The following is a 17,435-nucleotide window of genomic DNA, read 5'->3' as shown; positions in this document are numbered from 1 at the left end:
GACAAGTCTAGGAGGCAGGTCAATTTCGCCTTTGACATGGATCAAGTTTAAAAGAATGGAGTTGGCTTGTTTTTGTTGAAAGGCCTGTTCGTAACGGAGCCTTGAGAAACCGTGGCGAACGGAAGGAGTTTTGTCCAAGCCGCCAAGGCGGTAATGCTCGCTGTACGAACGTACAGCGAGCATCGCAGGGCAAAAATACGACGCGCAGTAGGTTTATCGAGGCTCCAACCGCTTAATGGATGATATCGGGCGGCTGCGAGGCGTCGAAATCGGCCCAATCGCCGTTGGCGATATTCCCGCGCGCACGTTCGATCTGAACGGCGCCCAGGCGGCGGAACACGTCCACGGCGCGGGACTCGTCGCCGGCCTCGTCGAACGCGACGGCCACCAGCATGCCGGCCTTGCGCTGCTCGACCGGTGCGCGGCCGCCCTCTTCGCCCTCGCCCGCCTCCTTCATCTTGCTGAAGCTGAACAGCGAACCCACGTGCGCCCCGACCAGGCCGCCGACGATCGGGCCCGCCGGGCCGGTCACCGGTGCGGTGGCGGCGCCGACGATGGCGCCGACCGCGCCGCCCGTCAGGTGGCCCTGCACCACGCCGGCCGGCGTTTCCTTGGCGCCCGGCGAGAGCTGGTTGTCGCCGCCGATCGGCGTGATGTCGTGCTGGCCGGCCTGGCTCAGGTAGAAAGTGCTGAGGCGTTCGCGGCTGAAGCCGGCCTGGGCCAGCGCCTGGGAGGCGGCGTCGGCTTCGTCCTGGGTTTGAAAATGCCCTGCGATGATGATGGACATGAAGGTCTCCTGCATTGTTGGTTACCCAAAGCATGCTCCTGCTGGGCTGCATCCTCTGTACGCAAACGCACGCAGCCTATTGCCACTGGCCATAGGAGACGCCGACGAATTCCGGCTCCGGCGCCGGCGCCGCCTGCCAGGCGCGCGGATCGACCCGGTAATACTTCAGGAATTCCTCGTACAGCGCCGGATGGCGCGCGGCCAGGCGATGCGGCTGCTCGAAATAGGCCTCGGTGGCCACCGCGAAGAACTCGGCCGGATTGGTCGCGCCATAATGGTCGAGCACGCCCTCGTGACCGAACCAGGCGTCGTGGCGCAGGGCGGCGAAGTCGCGCGAGAGCACTTCCGACCAGCTGCGGTAGCGCTCCTGGCTGCCCAGGTAGGGCGCGCCGTTGGTGCTGCCCGATTCGCTGTCGAGCTGGTGCGCGAATTCATGCAATACGACGTTATGCGAAGGCGCATCGGTCATGCCGGCGCGGCGCACATGATCCCAGGACAGGATCACGCGGCCGTCGCCCCAGGATTCGCCCAGCAGATCCTGGCGCTCCTCGGTGACCACGCCCGCCTCGTCCACCTGGCGCCGCGGCACCAGGAAGGCGCCGGGGTAGACCAGCACCGCGTTCAGGGTCGGATACACGGCGTCGCCGCGCGTGCCCATCAACAGCAGGCAGGCCTGGCCGGCGATCGTCATGCGCATCTCGTCGGTGATTTCCAGCCCCGCGCAGCCGACGAAGGTCTTCTCGTGCAGGAAGCGCCGCACCAGATGCTCGAGCCGGGCGCGCTGGGGCGGCTCCATCGCCCGGTACTGGGTCACGTTGCGTTCCAGGATCGCGAGCTCGGCGGCGGCCAGCGGACGCGCCAGGGCGCGGTGCAGACGCCAGCGTGGCACACCCCAGGCCAGCAGGCCCGCGGCCACCAGGCCTGAGACGGTCAACAATGCCTCCATCACACCGCTCCCGTATGAAGATGCCGGTTCACGCGCCCGCCAGGTGCGCGTCCAGCTCGTCGGCGCCGCCGATCAGGCGCCCGCCGATGAACACCTGGGGCCAGGTCATGCGCCCGCTGACCGCGCGCAGCACGCTGGTATTGATCTTCTGATCCTGCGAAATATCGGTATAGCGCAGACGGCGTTCCTTCAGCGCCGCCTTGGCGCGCGCGCAGAAAGGACAGCCCGGCCGCGAAAACATCACGATGGGCTCGGGCGCGCGCGCTTCCGGATTGATATGGCGCAGCATGGTGTCGGCGTCGGACACCTTGAACGGATCGTCGTCATCGTCGCCCTCGTCCTCGATGAAGACCTTTTCGATGATGCCGTCGCGCACCAGCATCGAATAGCGCCAGGAGCGCATGCCGAAGCCGAGCGAGCGCTTGTCGACCAGCATGCCCATGCCGCGCGCGAAGTCGCCATTGCCGTCCGGGACGAAGTGGATGTCGTCCGCTTCCTGGCCCTGCTTCCATTCGTTCATCACGAAGGCGTCGTTAACGGAAAAGCAGAGGATGTCGTCGATGCCGTTGTCGCGAAACACCGGCGCCAGTTCGTTGAAGCGTGGCAGGTGGGTCGAGGAGCAGGTGGGGGTGTAGGCGCCCGGCAGCGAGAACGCGACCACGGTCTTGCCCTTGAACAGCTCGTCGGTACTGAGGTCGCGCCACACGTTGTCGACGCGGGCCTTGAACGTGACTTGCGGGACGGCTTGGCCTTCGAGTGATTCGGCGGTTGGCAGCATGGGGACTCCTTGGCAGATTGATCGGATACGGCGGATGCGGCGGAGGATGGGGTAGTCGCGCCGTTTCGCCCGCAGGTGGGGCCTGTTGCCGGGTTTTCAATGTTGCCCCTTTCCTCAGGCGACGGGCGCAAGGGACGTAAACGACAAACGCCGCGCAATGCGCGGCGAATGCATGACGACAGCGATCGTCGATTACGGAAAAGCGCGTCGGGTCTCCACCGGCGCGCCTCTCCGTCAGAGGCTCATTACTTGCCGATCTGGCTAGGCGCCGGGCCGAACAGGGCGGCGACCAGCGGATCGCGGGTGACCGGGCTGCGATTCACGCGGATGGCGTAGTGGGTGTCGTCGGCCAGGATGTGGAAGTGGCGGCCGCTGCCGGCCATGCTCTGCTCGCGCAGGCCTGGACGTTCCTTGCGCGGGGCAACGCCTTCGCGCTTCGGCTGGCAGATGGCGGCGAGGAATGCCTTCACGCGCTCTTGATCAGGGCAGATCTGGTAGACGGCCTTGCCCAGGTAGGTGGCGGTGCCTTCGATGTAGCGTGCCAGTTCGATGACGCCGGCTTCGCGCAGGTCGCGGATGTACTTGCGGGCGCCCGATGGCGAAAACTTCAGGAACCAGGCGATTTCGTCGGCCAGCATCTCGTGGGTCGACAATTCGTTGATCAGCTTTTGCATGTTCTCGATCCGACGCTGCGTGGCAGAAGTCGACCGCACGCGCTCGATCGGCGCCAGCGAAATGGGCGCACGTTCGGTTGGCTGCGGCGGGACGCGTTCGATCAGCGCTGAATTGCTGGAAGTGTGCGTAGCGCCAATGTCGCTTTGCACCGCGTTGTGATGAGTCGTTGCATGCATGTTGGTGTACTCCAATAAAGAGAGAGACTGGGAGGTCCGGGTCGCTGTGTGTGGTCTGACACTCTGACAACACCTCGGGTTCCGCTTAACTGACCTCAAGATTGCCTGCGTCAGCACGGCCGGTCTGTGCGCCAGCCCACATTGGCAAAATTCCTCGAAGCATTTTGTTAAACATATCCTTGGGGTAAGTCATGATTCCGTTGCAAACTCGTCAGTTGTCGTTTAAATACAACGATTTTTAACAAACTTTATTTAAGAATAATTATGCCCAGAAATCTCTCCATTTCTCACCCCTTTATATAGTCGGCATAAAATTAGCTCCTTTATAACGTTGTAAATCCGTCACTCATCAGTATTAGTAGGTGCGCTAGCGCACCGACCCTCGGGAACCCGCCCTCGTATTCTTCACTCCAACATCACTGCAAAGCACGCGATGTCACCCTACCTTTTCAACTTATGGGAGTTTCCTGTGAACAATACGAAGAAGATCGCCCTGGCCGCCGCCATGTTCTGCGCCGCCGGCTCCACGCTGGCTCAAGAAATCAACCCGTCCTGGTACATTCAGCCAAGCGTCGTCGGCGTGAAGCCTGACGCGGACTTCGGCGTGGACGATCGCGATTGGGGCGGTGGTCTGAAATTCGGTAAGGCCGTCAATCAACACCTGGACATCCAGTTTGGCGCCACCCACGTGCGTACCGAAGAAGGTGCCGCCCGTTACCGTCAGACCGTCGTCGGTGCCGATGCGCTGCTGATGCTGTCGCGCTCGAAAGTCCGTCCATTCGTGCTGGTTGGCGCAGGTGTCGAGCGTGACAAGGTCGAAAACACGATCCGCCGCGTGAGCAAGAACTCCCCTTACCTGACCGCAGGCGTCGGCGTCCAGGCCAGCCTGACCCCGCAGCTGTCGCTGCAGGCGGACATCCGCTCGGTACGCGGCTTCCTGCGCCACGACGAGCTGTACGGCTTCAGCCGCAGCAACAACAAGTACGTCACCGTCGGCCTGAACTACGCGTTCAACCCGCCGCCAGTGGCAGCCGCGCCAGCACCGGCACCGGCACCGGTCGTCGAGGCACCGGCGCCTGCGCCGGCACCGGCACCGGTCGCGCCGCCACCGGCACGCTTCGAGAAGGTCACCCTGTCGGCGACCAAGATGTTCGAATTCGACAAGGCCACGCTGGTCATGCCGGCACCGCGCCTCGACGAGATCGCAGCAGCCCTGCAAGCCGACCCGAGCATCACCGACGTCGACATCACCGGCTACACCGACCGCCTGGGTTCGGACAAGTACAACCTGAAGCTGTCGCAGCGCCGCGCCGATGCTGTGCGTGAATACCTGGTCAGCAAGGGTGTCGACGGCGGCCGCCTGAAAGCCTACGGCAAGGGCGAAGCCAACCCGGTCGTGAACTGCACCGAGAAGAACCGCGCCGCTCTGATCCAGTGCCTGGAACCGAACCGCCGCGTCGAGGTCGAGCAGATCACGATCGAAAAGCGCGTCCAGTAATCTGGATCCGGTCACCGCTGCGCTTCGCAGCGCAGCGGTGTCTGGAACTCGAAGGGGTACTTCGCTCATGCTGAATGCCGCGTTGCTCGGGAAACTCCCGACGGCGCGATCGCATCGGAGGGGCCTGGTGCCCCTTTTTCTTTATCTGGAGGATCGGTATGGATAAAAAACAGTGGTTCCCGTATTCGCGCCAGATTGTCCACATCATGAAGTGCGCGGTCACGGAATGGCTGGCACACCGTGCCGCCAGCAAGGGCGCCGCCCTCGCCTTTTATACGCTGTTCTCGATGGCGCCGATCCTGGTGCTGGTCATCGCCGTCGCCGGCTTCTTCTACGGCGCGGAAGCAGCCCAAGGGCAATTGCTCAATGAACTGCGCGGCCTGGTCGGCAAGGAAGGGGCGGAGACGATCCAGGCCATTCTGGCGGGTGCCCAGGACAAGGAAAGCGGCCGCATCGCCACCATCATCGCCACCGTGCTGCTGCTGATCGGCGCCACCAGCGTGTTCGCCGAGCTGAAGGACAGTCTCGACGAGATCTGGGACGTGCCGGCGCCGAAAGATGCGGGCTGGTGGGACATCGTGCGCACGCGCGTGCTTTCCTTCGGCCTGATCCTGGTGCTGGGTTTCCTGCTGCTGGTGTCGCTGGTGATCAGCGCGGCAATGGCCGTGGTCGAGAACTATCTCGGCGGTATGTGGAAAGACTCGGCCGTGATCCTGGGCTGGGTGTCTTCGTGCATCGGTTTCCTGGTCATCGCGACGATGTTCGGCACGATCTACAAGCTGCTGCCGCGCATCAAGCTGTCCTGGCACGACGTGACCATCGGCGCCCTCGGCACCGCGGCCATGTTCACCCTGGGTAAATTCCTCATCGGCCTATACATCGGCAACAGCGGCGCCGCCAGCAGCTTCGGCGCGGCCGGATCGCTGATCGCCCTGCTGCTGTGGGTGTATTACTCGGCCCAGATCTTCTTCCTCGGCGCCGAGTTCGCCCGCCAGTATGCGCTGCAGCTGGGGAGCTTGCGGCACAAGCCGGGGCATGAGACGGGGGCGAAGAACGTCAAGCGGATGGCGTGATTCAGCGGGATGATGAAAAAGAAACGGCGCGGATTCGAAAGAGTCCGCGCCGTTTTTTACGTCGTCGATGTTAATCGGTAACGCGTGGGCATGCCCACGCGTTACCTGCCCTTGAACACCCGACGACTATTCTCCCAACAACTCCGCAATCACTTCCATCCCCTCTACCCGCTCCGCCACGGTCTTCAAAATGACGACCACCGGCACCCCCAGCAGCAAGCCCCACATGCCCCACAGCCAACCCCAGAACAGCAGGCTGACAAACACCGCGGCCGGGTTCATCTTGGCGATCTTGCCGGTCATCCAGGTCGTGACGACCATGCCGACCAGGGTGGCGATGCCCATCGAGGCGCCCGCCACCAGGATCACCATGCGCACCGATTCGAACTGGAGAAAGGCCACCAGGCCGGTGGCGACCGTGATCAGGAGCGGCCCGAAGTACGGCATGATGTGGGCGACGCCAGCGAAGATGGCCCAGGCGCCGGCGTTCTCGAGGCCAATCGCGCGCAGGGCGACCCACATCAGGAGCGCCAGCAGGATATTCGTTACCAGCAGCATGAACATGTAGTTCTGGATCGAGGTGTTGATGTCGTCCAGGATGTGCACGGTGACCTTCTTGCGCGTCAGCGAGGGCCCGGTCAGCTTGACCAGCTTGCGCTTGAAGGTATCCCCCGCCAGCAGGAGGAAGAAGACGAGGAAGAGCACCATCGTCGCCTGGGTAATGAAGGCGGCCAGGCCCACCGAGCCGGCCAGCAGCCAGTCGGTGATGCGGAAGGCCGGCGACGAGGGCTGCGACAGGGTCGGGCGGCGCTGGATCAGGCGCGCGTCCTTGTTCTGGCCGACGCTGGCCGTGGCCTTCTCGATCTCGGCGGCGGCCTTCTGCATCTGCTCGATGGTCGAGCCCTGCCCGCTGATGGCGCTGGTCATCAGCTTGGTGACCTTTTGGGTGAGCGTCGGCAGCTCGTCGATGATGTTGAAGAATTCGTCCTGCAGGCGCAGCATGGTGGCGCCGAGTCCGCCGATCAGGATGGCCGTGACCAGGGTGGCGCCGATGACGCGCTTGATGTGGATGCGCTCCAGCCAGCGCACGACGGGGCTGAGCGTGTAGGCGATGAAAATGCCGAGCAGAAGCGGCACGAAGAATTTTTGCGCCCATTGCAACGAGAACACGAAGGCGACGGTGGCCAGGATGCCCAGCGACAGGCCGCGCGCATTGACGTGGATGGGCAGGCGCAGCGCGCCTGATTGCAGGGTGATGTCGCCCGCGCCGGAGGCGAGCTCCGGCTGGGCGGCGCCGGTCAGGTCGTCGACGATGACCGGCTGTGCCTCCGGGGCGGCGGAATTGTTCGGCTCGGCGGAAGCAGAGCCAGGACTGGCGAGTTGCATGTGTTTGCCAAATGTAGGTTGCCGCACCGCCGCCCGGTGGCGGGGATTATTTCACGCGGATGTCGTTCTTCACCGAGGTTACACCTTTGATGCCGCGCGCGACTTCGACTGCGCGCTGCGCATCGCCCGGCTGGGCCACGAAGCCCGACAGCTGGACGTCGCCCTTGAAGGTCTCGACATTGATTTCCGTCGCTTTTACGGTTGGATCGGCAGCGAAGGCGGCCTTCACCTTGGCGGTGATGACGCTGTCGTCGACGTATTCGCCGGCGCTTTCGCGCTGAGGGCCCGAAGCGCAGCCGACCATGGTGAAGGCGAGTGCGCCGGTGAACACGGCGGTGGCGAGACGTTGGGTGATTTTCATGATGTATCCCTTTCTATCGATGGTCAAAGTCAATGTGCTCGAATGAGCGAGTCCGGTACGTTACTTGCCGTACGCGGTTTTTGCGGCGTCGACGCACTGGTCTTTCGCCGCGCCGGCAAACGCGTCGCACTTTTCGAGTGCGACCCGGTATTCCGCCGTCAGTTTGTCTTCACGCGCATTGCTGCGCGCTTCGATCATCTTGCGATCTGCCGTGGCATCGGCCCGGGCGGCGATCAGCGTCGCCTTGGCCTGCTTGATGCACACGTCGCGGTCGTTGCCCGTCACCGCGCCGCAGCGCGCCTTGTCGCGGTCGTAATTCGCGTCGGCGATGCGCATGCGCGCCTGGGTGTAGGCCTTCAGAGTATTCTTGTAGGCGGCGCCCGCCTCTTCCTCGACCCGCACGCGCTCGGCCTTGGCTTCGGCCACGCAGACCTCGCGCGGGTTGCCGGTGACGGTGTCGCAGCGCGCCCGCGCCGCCTTGTAATTGGCGGCGGCCATGTCGCGCGCCGTGTTATAGGCGGTCTTGGCGTCGGGCACGGTCGTGGCCTGCAGCACCGGCTGCGCGGCGGGCTGGGCCGCTGTAGGCGCGGTCGTTTGTACGGTCGTCTGTGCGCGGCTGTGAGCCGACCACAGCAGAGCCGCGCCGATGATGAGTAATGCGTGGACGTTTCTCAGTTTGGTTGTCATATTGTTGTTCTCCTTGTGACCTCCATGATGTTTTACGCCGATCGGGCATCCCTCTCTGTTCGCTGTCGAACACAACGGGTAATGTCGGATCGATAATATTAATCTGGCAACGAAGAGTGCGTCATCGCACAGACCCGCGGACATCGGGCTCGTATTCTTGACTCACACTTTTTGCCAGGAGAACAATATGAAAGCACCACGCACCCTCGCCGCCGCAGCAGTTGCCGCCGCCGCCCTGCTCTCGGGCTGCGCCAGCTCGCCGTCCTACAATACCAGCGGCTATAACGGTGGCTACAACAGCACTGCGTCGATGGGCTACGGCACCATCGAATCGATCCAGGTGACCCAGGCCGAAAACCGCACCAGCGGCGGCGGCGCCCTTGCCGGCGCCGTGGTGGGTGCACTGGTCGGCAATCAGGTCGGCAGCGGCAGCGGCCGTACCGCCGCTACGGTGGCCGGCGGCGTCGGTGGCGCCCTGGCAGGCAACGCCATCGAAAAGAACCGCAATGGCGGCACCGGCCAGGAGATGTACCAGGTCAACGTGCGCATGGATAACGGCGAATACCGCACCGTGGTGCAGGACAGCGTCTACGACCTGCGCGTGGGCAACCGCGTGCGCCTGGTCGACGGCCGCGTCTACCGTTACTGATCGCCGCTACCGGCCAGTGTGAGCGACGCAGCCGTGACAGGTTTGCGCAGTTCGTATCGGGCGCCATGCCGGGTGCGCCGCAGCACTGACCGCTGCGTTGTCGACATTGCCTGAAGCATCGACGGGCCGGCTTTGCCGGCCCGTTTCATTTCGTGGAGGTCATGATGAAGCACCAAGCCGCTATGAAGCACATCGCCGCCGCGCTGCTGGCCGCTGCCGCCGGGTTCGCCACGGCGCAGAGCACGGACGCCGCTGCGCCCGCCGCGCAGCAGAGCAACGACGCCATGGTCGCACCGGCCGCGGCCAGCAAGCAGGCGCGCGAAATCGCCCAGGGCGATCCGGCGCGCTGGCATCGCGAGGACGCGACCGCGACCGAGCGCTGGCGAACGCGCCAGAAGGAAATCGGCGCCGCGCTCGACGAGGCGAAGAACGCCTGCCGCCAGGGCCCGGCGGCCGAGCGCCAGGGCTGCCTGAAGGCGGCGCAAGACACCTGGAAGGAAGAGATGGCGACGGCGCGCGCCGAGGCCGGTGTGAAGGCGGGAACGCAGACACGCTAGCCCGCTATGTTCGCGGCCGCGGGGCCGCACCGCAAGCGGAGCGACAAAAAAAGACGGCGTCCAATCAATGATTGCGACGCCGCTCAAGCCCCACCATATTCGTGGCCTTCAGGTTCATTCCAGAACCTGGCGAAAACCGTTTCGTCTTGATGAAACCGCTTCCGTATAAACGCATTCGGTAGCGGCAACCAGTTCGATTGCGCTACCGGAAAACTGCCCGGATGGCAGCCTGGGCCGCCACGCCGGAACATGCGAGCCGGCGACGGCGCTGGCCGTCACCAGACCCTTCAGACTTCGCGCTGCGCGCGCCGCTTCTTCATGTACCAGCTTGCGACGCCCATCAGCACTGCGCCCGCCAGGGCCTGCTTGCCCATTCGGCGTTGACGCACGAAATTGAATGCGGTCATCGCGTACGGCAGCAGCACCGAGACACTCGTGCCCGTGGGTTTCAGCAGAGCATCAGCTCGTGCCCGCAATGCCCACGTCGCGTGGTCTAGTGCAGAATGTAGCATGACTTCGGGCCGCGCGCCGTGCTTTACCTGTGCCTTTGCGTAGGTGACGCCGGCACGGTAGAACTCGCCCTCGCGCAGCAGCTCGGCCTTTCGCTTGACAGGATCCGTGCTGTGCTTGTGGCCGGCCAAGCCTGTAGGCTCGTCCTTATGGTCTTTATGGTGATCGTGATGTTGCATGGTTTCTCCCCTGTGCGCGTGTGAAAAAAACTCATGGCTGCGTTGCATCGCCTTGCCCTGGCGCTTTTTTCGCACGCTCGATAAGTGGCCGCTCAGAGCAGCGCGTCGCGGTCGTTCCGGAGTTCCTTCATCGTTTCCGGGAAGGCGAGCTTGCCTTGCTTGAGCATGGCCACGCCCTTCATCACGAGTCCGACCGTGATCGCCAAAAACACCAGGAACATCACCAGCAGGATCTTCCAGCCCCAGCTGTCCCAGGCCAGCATCACGATAGTCGCGGTGCCGTAGGCCAGTGCGAACCACACGGCGAGAACGGCGCCGGCAAAGATTGCCAGCAGTTCGATCGCGTGGTTACGCACTTCCGACATCTCGAGTGCCGCCAACTCCACACGGGACACGACGAGGCCGAACAGGTTTTTTGCCAGGCCGGAGATGCCGCCCATGAGCCCAGGACCATGCACGACGGTTTCGGTCTTTTCCATGGCGTTCTCTCCGGTTGGAATTATTTACGACCCAGATAAATGCCGACCAGCAGGCCGACGCTCGCTGCGGCGGCCACGGTGCGCCATGGATTGTCTTTAACGTAGACATCCGCGGTCTCTGCCAGTTCCTTGCTCTTGATGACTGCTTGACCTTGATACTGGCTGGCCTTGCCCATTGCGCGATCGAGCAGTTCCATCCCGCGTGCACGCAGTTCCTCGGCCTTCTCGCCGGTCAGCGACGTAGCGGCGGAGAGCAGCGACTGGGCGTCCTTGACGAGCACCTTCATATCGGCGCTGGCATTGTCGAGGCTGGTATCGATCGAACGGCCGCTGCGGGTGGTGGTGTCTAGCATGGTGAACTCCTGTTGTCGTTTATGTGGTGGTTAGAAATAAATAGTCAGGGCACGAGGAAATCGTGCATGTCGTCGGCGTGCTCTTCCTCGACGGCGAGGATCTCGATCAGCATCTGCTTGGTGGTCGGATCCTTGTCGCCGATCGCCTGGATCATCTGGCGGTAGGACTCGATCGCGACGCGTTCGGCAATCAGGTCGGCGCGCACCATGGCCTGGGCATCAAGCGACTCGTCGTACTCGGCGTGCGAACGGGCCGTCAGCGTGGCCGGATTGAAGTTCGGCGAACCGTTCAGCTGCACGATGCGCTCGGCGATGCGGTCGGCGTGCTCCTGTTCCTGCTGGGCATGCTCGAGGAACTCGGCCTTCAGGGCGCCGTTGTTCGGGCCCTGCACCGTGTAGTAGTGACGCTTGTAGCGCAGGATGCAGAGCAGCTCGGTGGCGAGCGCATCGTTGAGCATGGCGATGACGGCTTCACGGTCGGCCGCATAGCCCGCGGTGACGGCGCCGTCGTCGAGGTTGGCCGCGGCACGGCGGATGGCCTCGATGTCGAAGCCGTGCGCCAGGGGCGTCTTGTTTGGTTCCATGATCGTTCCCCTTAGTTCTTTAGTCCTTGTCGGGTCAACGGCCGGCCGTACGCGGCGGAATCGGCGCATTGTCGTTCGACAGCACGATCTCGACGCGGCGGTTCAGCTGGCGGTTCGAGGCCGTGTCGTTGGCCGCGACCGGGAAAGCTTCGCCGTAGGCTTTCATCGCGATGCGTTCGCGCGCCACGCCCATGCTGCCGAGGGCGGTGGCGACGGCATTGGCACGGCGCTGCGAGAGATCCTGGTTATAGCTCGAGCTGCCGGTACTGTCGGTAAACCCTTCGACCAGCACAGTGCGCTCCGGGTTCTGCGCCATCACGTCGGCCAGCTTGCGCAGGGTCGACATTCCGTTCGGTGTCAGGTTCGCTTCGTTGGTGGCGAACAGCACGTCGCCAATGGTGACGACCATGCCGCGCTCGGTCTTGGTCGCGTGCAGCTCGACCAGCAGGGCTTCGAGCTTGGCGGCGCGCTCGGCGATCATGCGGGTCTGGTCTTGCGCCATGGCGGCCTGTTGCTGGGCGGTCGCGGCCTGCTGCTGCGCGGCTGCCGCGGCGGCCTGGGCTTCGGCGGCCTGGCGTTTCGCGCGTTCGGCTTCGGCGGTGCGCGCTTCCAGGCTGATCTCGGTGCGCTGGCGCTGGGCATCGGCGATGTTCGCTTCGGCGGCCTTGGCGCGCGCCACTTCCTGGGCGGTCGCGATCTTCTGCTTGGCCACATAGGCGAGGCGGTCGATGTCTTCCAGGCTTTCTTTCTTGGCGGCGGCGACGTTAGCGGCGTTGAGCGCGTCCGAAGCCTGCTTGAATTCGAGCGGCGCATAGCTGGCCACTTGCGGGTTGTTACTTGCGGCGACGAAATCGGCGCGCGCCTGATCCAGCGTCGGCGTGACGGTGGGCGTGGTGCTGCAGGCGGCCAGGAAAATGGCGCTGGCAAAAACTGCCGGTTTCAGGAAACGTGGCTTCATGTTCTTTCCCCTTCATGCGTGGCGCCTTCAGGCGCGTTGGCGTTCTTGTGGATGCGGATACCCTGCACTTACTGCGCTGATTACTGGGAATTCGCGCGGTCGACTTCCTGGCGCAGCACGCGCAGGTCTTCGTTCAGCGCGTTCGAAGCCGCCGTGGCCTTGGCCGAATTGGCCTTGCTCTGGGCCAGCTGGGCGTCCGCCTGGGCCTGCATCGCCAGTTCGCGCGCCAGCTTGTAATCCTTGGCGGCCAGCGCTTCGTTGGCGCGCATCATCTTGGCGCGCGCCGCCGTGATCTCGGCCGGGGCCAGGTCGGCCGCACCGGCCTGCACCGCGTTCTCGACGGCATTGCGCGACACCGCGACGTCGGCCGTGGCCGGGGCTTTCTGGCTGGCGCAGGCGGTCAGGGCCAGCAATGCCGCGGCAGCAGCGGCGCGGCCGAGCCCAGTCGTGAAGCGATTCATGTCCATGTCTTTCTCCTGTGGATGTAAGCAAGTTGTTAACGTTATAAGCCTGTTATCGGTCGAGTTCGGTTCGGTGCCGCACATAGAGGACATATCCCCGAAGTACAGCCCGCGGTGCACCCTGCGATACAGCTCTGCTCATCCGCCGCACCGTGCGACACCGCACATTGATGCCCACCTCCTTTGCGCTAAGCTGGCCGCAAGACCGATACCCACTGAAGGATCGTCATGCCTGACACGACCACACAACATAGCGCCGATCACAAGCACGGCGGCAAGAAGAAGAAAATACTGCTCGGCCTGCTGGCCACCCTGATCGCAATCCCGATCATCGCTATCATTTTTATCCTTACCTTCGACTGGAACAAGGCCAGGCCATGGCTCAACGCCAAGGTAAGCGAAGCCATCGAGCGTCCCTTCGCCATCCGCGGCAACCTCGCCGTCGAATGGGAAGTGCCCGCCAAGCGCATGCGTCCCGACCAGCGCCACCTGCGCGACTGGCTGCCCTGGCCGCACCTGATCGCCAACGACGTTCACGTGGGCAACCCGGCCACCATGAAGCAGATGGACATGGCGCGGGTGAAGCAGTTTTCGTTCTCGCTGAACCCGTTGGCCCTCCTGCACCGCACGATCGGCATCCCGGTGCTGCGCTTCGATTCGCCCTATGTCGAGCTACAGCGTACGGACAGCACCCACTACAACTGGGTCTATAAAAAGAAGGAGAAGGAATCGAAGTGGGAGCTCGACCTCGAGCGCGTGGTGCTGACCGACGGCGTGCTGCGCGTGGTCGACGCGGTTACCAAGGCCGACGTCACGGCGCAGATCCGCACGCTCGACAACGACAGCAAATACGGCGTCGGCTTCAAGGTCACGGGCAGCTACAACGGCGCCGAGGTCACCGGCGGCGGCAAGGTGGGACAAGTGCTGTCGCTGAAGGACCAGAACGTGCCCTACCCGATCCAGGCCGACATGCGCAGCGGCCCCAGCCGCATCGCCGTCGAAGGCACGGTCACCAGCCCGGCCAAGCTGAAAGCGGTCGACCTGAAGCTGGAACTGGCCGGACGCAGCATGGCGCGCCTGTACAACTTCACCGGCATCACGCTGCCGGAAACCCCGGCCTTCTCGACCTCGGGCCGCCTGCGCGGCGAACTCGACCGTGAATACGGACGCTGGACTTACGAGGACTTCAAGGGCAAGGTCGGCTCGAGCGACATCGGCGGCAAGCTGGTGTACGAAGGCGGCAAGCCGCGCGGCAAACTGTCGGGCAATGTCGCCACGAACAAGCTGGTGTTCTCCGACCTGGCGCCGCTGATCGGCGGCGACTCCAACGCGAGCAAGAAGGCGCGCGGCGTCGATGCCGTGCAGCCGGGCGGCAAGGTGCTGCCGGTCGAGGAATTCCGCACCGAGCGCTGGAAGGCGATCGACGCCGACGTGCGCTACACGGCCGGCCAGATCATTCGCGACAAGACCCTGCCGATCAGCAAGCTCTCGACCCACCTGATCATGAAGGACGGCGTCATCACGCTCGCCCCGCTCGACTTCGGCGTGGCCGGCGGCACGCTGCGCTCGACCATCCGCCTCGACGGCAGCGGCGCCAAGGGCAATACGATCGCGGCCACGGCCAAGGTCAGCGCGCGCCACATCCAGATCAAGCAGCTGTTCCCGACCATCGAGCAGATGCAGGCCACCGTCGGCCAGGTCAACGGCGACGCCCAGCTCTCGGCCACCGGCACCTCGGTCGCCGCCCTGCTCGGCTCGTCCAACGGCGAGGTCAAGGCGCTCGTCAGCGAAGGCACCATCAGCAAGATGCTGCTCGAGATGGCGGGCCTAAACGTCGGCAACATCATCGTCACCAAGCTCTTCGGTGACAAGCCGGTGCAGCTCAATTGCCTGGCGGCCGACTTCGACGTCAACAAGGGCGTGGCCCAGTCGCAGGTCTTCGTGGTCGATACCCAGGAAGCGATCATTCGCGTCGACGGCAGCGTCAGCCTGGCGAACGAACAGATGGATCTGACGATCCGTCCCGAGACCAAGGCGCTGCGCCTGTTCACGCTGCGCGCGCCGCTGTATGTGCGCGGCCCGTTCAGCAAGCCCGACGTTTCAGTCGACAAGGGCGTGCTGGCGCTGAAGGCGGGCGGCGCGGCCGTGCTCGCCACCGTCGCCGCGCCGGTCGCCGCCCTGATTCCGCTGATCAATACGGGGCCGGGCGAGGATAGCGCCTGCGGGCGCCTGGTGGCCCTGGCCAAGGAAAAGCCGACGGCGCCGCCGCCGGGCAAGGCCAAGACGCGCTGATGCAGTACTGATGAGCAAAAGCGTTTCTGTGTGTGTTGCCGAACAGACTCTGCCCTGTGCGCGCCGTACTCTGGAGCCATCGCTGAACCAGGATGACGGCATCAAGGAAACCGCATGACGCAATGGAAACCGGCCCTGGCCTTGCTGGCGGCCCTCATGTTCGGGGGAACGCTGGCAGGCTGTGGCGGCACCGGCAAGCTGGTGGCCAAGGAGACGGCGGTGGACGATTCCACCATCACCGCCGGCGTGAAACAGGCCATCGGCCGAAGCACGGAACTGACTGCGGCGGACATCGATGTCGCGACCCGCGAAGGCATTGTCCAGTTGAGCGGCTATGTCAGCTCGGCGGAAAACGTGGCAACCGCAGCGTCGGTTGCGCGCACAGTGAAAGGCGTGAAGTCGGTCAGGAATGACCTGCGCCTGAAATAAAGTGAACCCACCAAGGAGATACACCATGAAAAACATCAAACACCTGGCAGTGAGCGCTACCCTGGCAACCCTGGCCCTGGGCCTGACCGGTTGCTCCGGCATGTCGCAACAGGACAAGAACACCGCGATCGGCGCCGGCGCCGGTGCGGTGGTCGGTGGCGTCCTGACCGGCGGAAGCGCCGTGGGCACGGTCGGCGGCGCAGCCGTCGGCGGCGTCATCGGCAACCAGACCGGCAAGACCAACTAAGTTTTCACCCAGTAGTACCCAAGGCAAACACACGAAACGCCCCGCTTGCGTCCTGCGCAAGCGGGGCGTGACGTTTGTGGGATTCACTTTGCCGAAAGGACGCGGACTTCGATCTCGCTCGAAACGGCCGCGCACCGTAGAGCGTGTGAAAAAATTCGTCAGGGCAAGGCGCGTCGTCGAAGACAGTACAAAGGTACGGCGAGACGAGGCAACGCAGCCATGGCGATTTTTTCATACGCTCGTAGGGTGGGCATGCCACGCGTTCGGTTAGGTGCTCTTCCACAAAGAATTTTTCCGTCGCGACGGTAGTGCATCGGACTCGCGTGCCGCTCCCTGGTAGGCATCAGCACGTACGCGTGGGCATGCCCACCCTACGGTGCACCGCCGCCGTTGGCTAATCGAACGTCAACCTTACACGAATGCGCTCGACAGCGCCCCCGCCCCCGCATCCTTGACGATCTCGTAGCAGGTGCACGACGCCGCCGCCAGCCCGTCGGCGTCGAGGATCTCGATATTGCCGCGGCTGTAGATGATCAGCCCCTGCTGCTGCAGCGCGCTGGCGGCCTTGGTGACGCCGACGCGGCGTACGCCGAGGGCGTGGGCCAGGAACTCGTGGGTGAGGTGGAATTTGTCCGATTGCAGGCGGTCGCGCGTGATCAGGAGCGAACGCGCCAGGCGCGCTTCGAGCACGTGGAAGCGGCTGCAGACGGCGATCTGGATGGCCTGGGCCAGCAGGCTGTCGGTGTAGCGGTAGAGCACGCGCTGGAGGGCGGCGTTGCGCGCGAACTCGGCGCGGAAGGCAGCGCTTTCCATGCGGCTGGCGCTGCCCGGACGCTGCACCACGGCGCGCACCTGCGCCGTCTCGTGGCCGAGGGCGACGGTGGCGCCGAGCATGCCTTCGCGCCCCACCAGGCCGACCTCGAGCGTCATGCGCCCGCCGGCCACGCCCAGCAAGGAAATCAGGCAGTCGTGCGGAAAATAGATATACCGAATCGGATTGCCGGCCTCGCCCAGCACTTCGCCGGCCTCGACGTGAACCTGGTCGAGCATGGGCAGCACCTGGGCGAGCTCCTGCGGCGGGAGCGCGGCCAGCAGCAAGTTGGCGTTGTGCTCGGCGACGTCGGGAGAAGCAGCAAAGTTCATCGAACCCTCGCGGTGAATTAGGAAATCCGTTCCGTCCAGGCAGGCGCCGAAACCGGTCACGGATACATTTGAAAACAATTTCGATCAGGTTAAATGCTCTGATAGGGGGTGTATGTTCGGTGACGCACGGAATACCTTGTTGTTCCTGGGGACAATCTTCTTATCGGCTGGCGACTAGCCCGCCGCCGCGAAAGACACCTGCCTTTTGCGCAACCATTGGAGAACAA

General features: G+C 64.0%; 21 protein-coding genes. 7 read left to right on the top strand and 14 right to left on the bottom strand.

What is annotated here, in order from left to right:
- Positions 1-232: 232 nt before the first annotated feature.
- From ASF77_RS12500 to ASF77_RS12485, 4 genes are all read right to left on the bottom strand, one after another.
- A complete protein-coding gene (locus ASF77_RS12500; protein WP_056340379.1) occupies positions 233-787 on the bottom strand; it encodes a glycine zipper domain-containing protein in 555 nt (184 codons plus the stop codon).
- 76 nt (positions 788-863) lie between these two features.
- Positions 864-1,733, bottom strand: a complete 870-nt coding sequence (locus ASF77_RS12495; RefSeq protein WP_056339536.1) for a zinc-dependent peptidase — start codon at positions 1,731-1,733, stop codon at positions 864-866.
- Positions 1,734-1,761: 28 nt separating this feature from the next.
- Entirely contained in the window at positions 1,762-2,511 is a 750-nt protein-coding gene (locus tag ASF77_RS12490) for a glutathione peroxidase (protein ID WP_056339533.1), read from the bottom strand.
- 245 nt (positions 2,512-2,756) lie between these two features.
- Positions 2,757-3,362 (bottom strand): winged helix-turn-helix domain-containing protein, encoded by a 606-nt coding sequence (locus ASF77_RS12485; protein ID WP_056339530.1) that lies wholly within the window; start codon positions 3,360-3,362, stop codon positions 2,757-2,759.
- 469 nt (positions 3,363-3,831) lie between these two features.
- On the opposite strand from ASF77_RS12485, the gene ASF77_RS12480 reads away from it, so the two are divergent.
- Both ASF77_RS12480 and ASF77_RS12475 read left to right on the top strand, forming a co-directional pair.
- Positions 3,832-4,860, top strand: coding sequence for an OmpA family protein (locus tag ASF77_RS12480; RefSeq protein ID WP_082493740.1), 1,029 nt, complete (start codon positions 3,832-3,834; stop codon positions 4,858-4,860).
- 158 nt (positions 4,861-5,018) lie between these two features.
- A complete protein-coding gene (locus tag ASF77_RS12475) occupies positions 5,019-5,933 on the top strand; it encodes a YihY/virulence factor BrkB family protein (protein ID WP_056339525.1) in 915 nt (304 codons plus the stop codon).
- Positions 5,934-6,059: 126 nt separating this feature from the next.
- Here ASF77_RS12475 and ASF77_RS12470 read toward each other — a convergent pair whose 3' ends face one another.
- Genes ASF77_RS12470 through ASF77_RS12460 form a run of 3 tightly spaced genes read right to left on the bottom strand, consistent with a single transcriptional unit; the run spans position 6,060 to position 8,367 of the window.
- Positions 6,060-7,319: an AI-2E family transporter gene (locus tag ASF77_RS12470; protein WP_082493739.1), complete on the bottom strand. Its 1,260-nt coding sequence runs from the start codon at positions 7,317-7,319 to the stop codon at positions 6,060-6,062.
- 46 nt (positions 7,320-7,365) lie between these two features.
- Positions 7,366-7,680: a BON domain-containing protein gene (locus ASF77_RS12465; RefSeq protein WP_056339522.1), complete on the bottom strand. Its 315-nt coding sequence runs from the start codon at positions 7,678-7,680 to the stop codon at positions 7,366-7,368.
- A gap of 60 nt (positions 7,681-7,740) precedes the next feature.
- Complete coding sequence (locus ASF77_RS12460; protein WP_229445413.1) at positions 7,741-8,367, bottom strand: hypothetical protein; 627 nt, start codon at positions 8,365-8,367, stop codon at positions 7,741-7,743.
- 187 nt (positions 8,368-8,554) lie between these two features.
- Here ASF77_RS12460 and ASF77_RS12455 point away from each other — a divergent pair, with 187 nt between their 5' ends.
- The gene (locus tag ASF77_RS12455; protein WP_056339514.1) at positions 8,555-9,016 is read left to right on the top strand and encodes a glycine zipper 2TM domain-containing protein; all 462 of its coding nucleotides are present in this window, start codon (positions 8,555-8,557) and stop codon (positions 9,014-9,016) included.
- Positions 9,017-9,180: 164 nt separating this feature from the next.
- Positions 9,181-9,573, top strand: a complete 393-nt coding sequence (locus ASF77_RS12450; protein WP_056339511.1) for a hypothetical protein — start codon at positions 9,181-9,183, stop codon at positions 9,571-9,573.
- Between the two features lie 287 nt (positions 9,574-9,860).
- Here ASF77_RS12450 and ASF77_RS12445 read toward each other — a convergent pair whose 3' ends face one another.
- The 6 genes from ASF77_RS12445 to ASF77_RS12420 all read right to left on the bottom strand — a co-directional run bounded on the left by ASF77_RS12445 (position 9,861) and on the right by ASF77_RS12420 (position 13,103).
- Positions 9,861-10,262, bottom strand: a complete 402-nt coding sequence (locus ASF77_RS12445) for a hypothetical protein (protein WP_056339508.1) — start codon at positions 10,260-10,262, stop codon at positions 9,861-9,863.
- 92 nt (positions 10,263-10,354) lie between these two features.
- Entirely contained in the window at positions 10,355-10,741 is a 387-nt protein-coding gene (locus ASF77_RS12440; protein WP_056339505.1) for a phage holin family protein, read from the bottom strand.
- A gap of 20 nt (positions 10,742-10,761) precedes the next feature.
- The gene (locus tag ASF77_RS12435; protein WP_056339502.1) at positions 10,762-11,094 is read right to left on the bottom strand and encodes a YqjD family protein; all 333 of its coding nucleotides are present in this window, start codon (positions 11,092-11,094) and stop codon (positions 10,762-10,764) included.
- A 44-nt stretch (positions 11,095-11,138) separates the two neighbouring features.
- Complete coding sequence (locus tag ASF77_RS12430) at positions 11,139-11,678, bottom strand: bacterioferritin (protein ID WP_056339500.1); 540 nt, start codon at positions 11,676-11,678, stop codon at positions 11,139-11,141.
- A 34-nt stretch (positions 11,679-11,712) separates the two neighbouring features.
- On the bottom strand, positions 11,713-12,636 hold the full coding sequence (locus tag ASF77_RS12425; RefSeq protein ID WP_056339497.1) for an OmpA family protein: 924 nt from the start codon (positions 12,634-12,636) through the stop codon (positions 11,713-11,715).
- 80 nt (positions 12,637-12,716) lie between these two features.
- Positions 12,717-13,103 carry a DUF4398 domain-containing protein gene (locus tag ASF77_RS12420; protein WP_056339495.1) on the bottom strand — a complete coding sequence of 129 codons (387 nt, stop codon included), beginning with the start codon at positions 13,101-13,103 and terminating at the stop codon, positions 12,717-12,719.
- Between the two features lie 222 nt (positions 13,104-13,325).
- Here ASF77_RS12420 and ASF77_RS12415 point away from each other — a divergent pair, with 222 nt between their 5' ends.
- The 3 genes from ASF77_RS12415 to ASF77_RS12405 all read left to right on the top strand — a co-directional run bounded on the left by ASF77_RS12415 (position 13,326) and on the right by ASF77_RS12405 (position 16,065).
- Positions 13,326-15,389, top strand: a complete 2,064-nt coding sequence (locus ASF77_RS12415) for an AsmA family protein (protein WP_056339492.1) — start codon at positions 13,326-13,328, stop codon at positions 15,387-15,389.
- Between the two features lie 114 nt (positions 15,390-15,503).
- Positions 15,504-15,818: a BON domain-containing protein gene (locus ASF77_RS12410; RefSeq protein WP_056339490.1), complete on the top strand. Its 315-nt coding sequence runs from the start codon at positions 15,504-15,506 to the stop codon at positions 15,816-15,818.
- Positions 15,819-15,843: 25 nt separating this feature from the next.
- Positions 15,844-16,065, top strand: a complete 222-nt coding sequence (locus ASF77_RS12405) for a glycine zipper 2TM domain-containing protein (protein ID WP_056339488.1) — start codon at positions 15,844-15,846, stop codon at positions 16,063-16,065.
- 411 nt (positions 16,066-16,476) lie between these two features.
- Here the strand turns inward: ASF77_RS12405 and ASF77_RS12400 are convergent, their stop codons facing one another.
- A complete protein-coding gene (locus ASF77_RS12400) occupies positions 16,477-17,208 on the bottom strand; it encodes a Crp/Fnr family transcriptional regulator (RefSeq protein WP_056339486.1) in 732 nt (243 codons plus the stop codon).
- Between the last annotated feature and the right edge of the window lie 227 nt (positions 17,209-17,435).

The sequence above is a fragment of the Massilia sp. Leaf139 genome, from assembly GCF_001424165.1.
In the GTDB taxonomy this organism is placed as follows: Bacteria; Pseudomonadota; Gammaproteobacteria; order Burkholderiales; family Burkholderiaceae_D; genus Telluria.
The sequence above is the reverse complement of the archived record's forward strand: the minus strand, read 5'-3'. Positions and strand labels throughout refer to the sequence as shown.